This window comes from Mycobacterium sp. (assembly GCF_032159765.1).
Classification (GTDB): Bacteria; Actinomycetota; Actinomycetes; order Mycobacteriales; family Mycobacteriaceae; genus Mycobacterium.
Window position 1 is genome coordinate 1 of sequence record NZ_JAVHWM010000020.1, and the last position, 2,826, is coordinate 2,826.

Here is a 2,826-nt window from a genome sequence, read left to right on the forward strand (position 1 = left end):
GCGGACCGGATGTCGGCGACGACCGCATCGCCACGCTCCTTGTCACGGCCGCTGACGATGACCACGGCACCCTCTGCCGCAAGCGCCGAGGCGATAGCGACCCCAAGACCGCCGGTAGAACCCGTAACCAGTGCCGTGCGGCCTGCCAGCCGCTTGATATTTGAACTCATGGGTCCACTGGTACGCTGGTAAAAATGGACCTGCAAGTCCAGAAGCTGACGACCAAGGGCCGGGCCACCCGACAGCGCATCGTCGAGGGCGCGGCCGCCGAGATCCGCGAACGCGGTGTCGCGGTCGCCACGCTCGACGACATCCGTGCGCGCACGCAGACCTCCAAAAGCCAGCTGTTTCACTATTTCCCGGACGGCAAGGAGCAGCTGCTGCTCGCGGTCGCCGAGCGCGAGGCACAGATGGTTCTCGACGACCAGCAGCCGTATCTGGGCGAGTTGACGTCGTGGGCGGCGTGGCGGCGATGGCGTGACGCCGTCGTCGACCGGTACCGCAGGCAGGGCCAACACTGCCCGCTTGCGGTGTTGATGTCCGAGATCGGCCGCAGCACCCCTGGCGCGCAGGCGGTAACCGCTGCGCTCATCCGCAAGTGGCATGACGAGATCGCAGCCGGAGTGCGGGACATGCAGTCACAAGGAAAAATAAGCGCCGCACTCGACGCCGACCGAGTGGCCGCCGCGCTGCTAGCCGGCATCCAGGGCGGCGTCGGGATGATGCTTGCTACCGGCGACCTCAGCTATCTGGAGGCCGCGCTCGACGTCGGAATCGAGACGCTGCGCACCGCTGATTAGCGCCGTTCGCGAGACCTAAGCGGCTCCGGTCCTCATGTGGCGCTGGCCCCACTGACACATCGCCTCGGTCACCGGACGCAGCGACTCACCGTACTCGGTCAGCGAATACTCGACGCGCGGCGGCACTTCGGCAAACACCTCGCGGGCGACGACGCCGTCGGTCTCCAGCTCCCGCAACTGGCGGGTCAGCACCCGGTCACTGATCCCGGTCGTCTTTCGCCGTAACTCGGCGAAGCGGTGTGGTCCGGTGTGCATCAAGTGGAAGATCAGCACGGCCTTCCACTTGCCACCGATGACCGCCAGGGTGGCCTCGACCGGACATCCGACCTGATCGTCCACACCAACCTCCCGATGCGTGACGCACCTCAAAGTGCGTTCTTATCGCCGATCAACCTCGGCCGTAGCGTAGCCCCCATGAAGATCGCAATCATCGGCGCGGGAAACGTCGGGCGCGCACTCGGCGGTGCATGGGGCACCGACCACGACATCACCTACGGTGTCCGCTCCCCCGACGACGCCAAGTACGCCGACCTCGACGCGCCTACTACGACCAACGACGCGGCGGTGGCGGGCAGCGACATCGTTGTGCTCTGCACGCCGTGGCAGGGCACCGAAGAGGCCGTCAAGGCGTGCGGCGACCTCACCGGCAAGGTGCTCATCGACTGCACCAATCCGCTCACCCCCGACTTCACCGCGCTCGAGATCGGGCACACCACCTCGGGCGCGGAGCACGTCGCGGCGTGGGCGCCGGGCGCCCGAGTGTGCAAGGCCATGAACCAGATCGGCGCTCCGATGATGGGTCATCCCCAATTGCCAAGCGCGCCCGTAATGTTCGTTTGCGGTGACGACGAGGCAGCCAAACAAGTCACCGCTGGACTCGTGTCGGAGTTGGGCTTCGAGACCGTCGATGCGGGCGACCTCACGCTGGCGCGGCTGCTGGAGCCGTACGCATTGATCTGGATCCACCTCGCGCTGCGGCGCGGCTTCGGCACAAACTGGGCCTTCGGGCTCATTCGGGGAAAGGACTGACGTGACCATCGAGTACATCCGGTACCGAATCGACGAGGACCGTCGCGAGCAGTTCGTCAATGCGTACCGGACGGCGGCCGAGGCCCTGGACGACAGCCCATACTGCCTGGGTTATGAGCTATCGCATTGCGAGGAGGAGCCGGAGCGATTCGTGCTGCGCATCCATTGGACCTCCACTGACGATCACCTTGGCAAGTTCCGCCCCAGCGAGCAGTTCCGCCGGTTCTTCCCACCCATCAGGCCGTATGTCGACGACATCGAGGAGATGCAGCACTACCAACCGGTCGAGGCGCTGACCCGGATCAAGTGAGCGCGCGTTCGAGACGGTCGACGTAGGCGTCGACGTCACCGACAGCCGACTCTGCGGCGTGCACGCCTATCGCGATGGTGTCGCCGACGCCGCCAACCACGTGTGTCAGTCCCATCATCGGCGACAGTCCGGCGAAGGCCGTCACCATCGTCACGGGCGCACCGCCGAAGCTGAAATCGTTGGCGCCGAAGTTCACGCTCGAGACGACGGTATTGCCTGTCACCTGTGCCACACGGACATCGGGATCGAATCGGTCCATGCCCCAACGCAACAACGGAGCCGGTGTCGCCGCGAAGGCCAGGTCCGCCATGCGCATCGCAGGGTGCGCGGCCCGGCGGCGCCGCTCGTCGAGGTCGGCGGCGATCCGGACGCAGCGTTCAGGCTCGGCGAGCTCCGGGTAGAGGCCGACGCCGACGTTCCCGAAGTGGTTGTACGCCAAGCGCGGCGGCGGTTTCGCCATCGGCACCTCAGCGCCGAGGAACGACGGGTCGTCGCCAAGGGTGCGCAGTTGGTCGGCGAGCGCGCCGGACACCGCCGACAGAACCGCAACGGTGACTGTGGGCCCAGACAGGTCGGAACGCCTTCGCACCACGGTACGCAGGTGCGTCGGGCCCGTCGGTCGTGCATTGGTCCTCAGCGCAGGACGCAGATCGGCCGGTGGCGGAACCCGTCCCGCATCGGTGTCCT

Annotated in this window: 6 protein-coding genes; 3 read left to right on the forward strand and 3 right to left on the reverse strand. The window is 66.6% G+C overall.

Annotated elements, in window-relative coordinates; translation table 11 throughout:
* Positions 1-170: SDR family NAD(P)-dependent oxidoreductase (locus QOH60_RS02270; protein WP_526416669.1), on the reverse strand; the 170-nt coding region annotated here is incomplete at its 3' end.
* 24 nt (positions 171-194) lie between these two features.
* Here QOH60_RS02270 and QOH60_RS02275 point away from each other — a divergent pair.
* Positions 195-800 carry a TetR/AcrR family transcriptional regulator gene (locus QOH60_RS02275; RefSeq protein ID WP_526416658.1) on the forward strand — a complete coding sequence of 202 codons (606 nt, stop codon included), beginning with the start codon at positions 195-197 and terminating at the stop codon, positions 798-800.
* Positions 801-815: 15 nt separating this feature from the next.
* Here the strand turns inward: QOH60_RS02275 and QOH60_RS02280 are convergent, their stop codons facing one another.
* Positions 816-1,139, reverse strand: coding sequence for a winged helix-turn-helix transcriptional regulator (locus tag QOH60_RS02280; protein ID WP_526416661.1), 324 nt, complete (start codon positions 1,137-1,139; stop codon positions 816-818).
* A gap of 75 nt (positions 1,140-1,214) precedes the next feature.
* Between QOH60_RS02280 and QOH60_RS02285 the strand changes: the two genes are divergently transcribed.
* Together QOH60_RS02285 and QOH60_RS02290 are read left to right on the forward strand one after the other, a co-directional pair.
* The gene (locus QOH60_RS02285) at positions 1,215-1,829 is read left to right on the forward strand and encodes an NADPH-dependent F420 reductase (RefSeq protein ID WP_526416663.1); all 615 of its coding nucleotides are present in this window, start codon (positions 1,215-1,217) and stop codon (positions 1,827-1,829) included.
* Position 1,830: 1 nt separating this feature from the next.
* Entirely contained in the window at positions 1,831-2,139 is a 309-nt protein-coding gene (locus QOH60_RS02290; protein WP_526416665.1) for a putative quinol monooxygenase, read from the forward strand.
* Here QOH60_RS02290 and QOH60_RS02295 read toward each other — a convergent pair.
* The coding region (locus tag QOH60_RS02295; RefSeq protein WP_526416667.1) for a WS/DGAT domain-containing protein at positions 2,132-2,826 on the reverse strand (695 nt) is incomplete at its 5' end. The two genes, QOH60_RS02290 and QOH60_RS02295, sit on opposite strands and share 8 nt — an antisense overlap.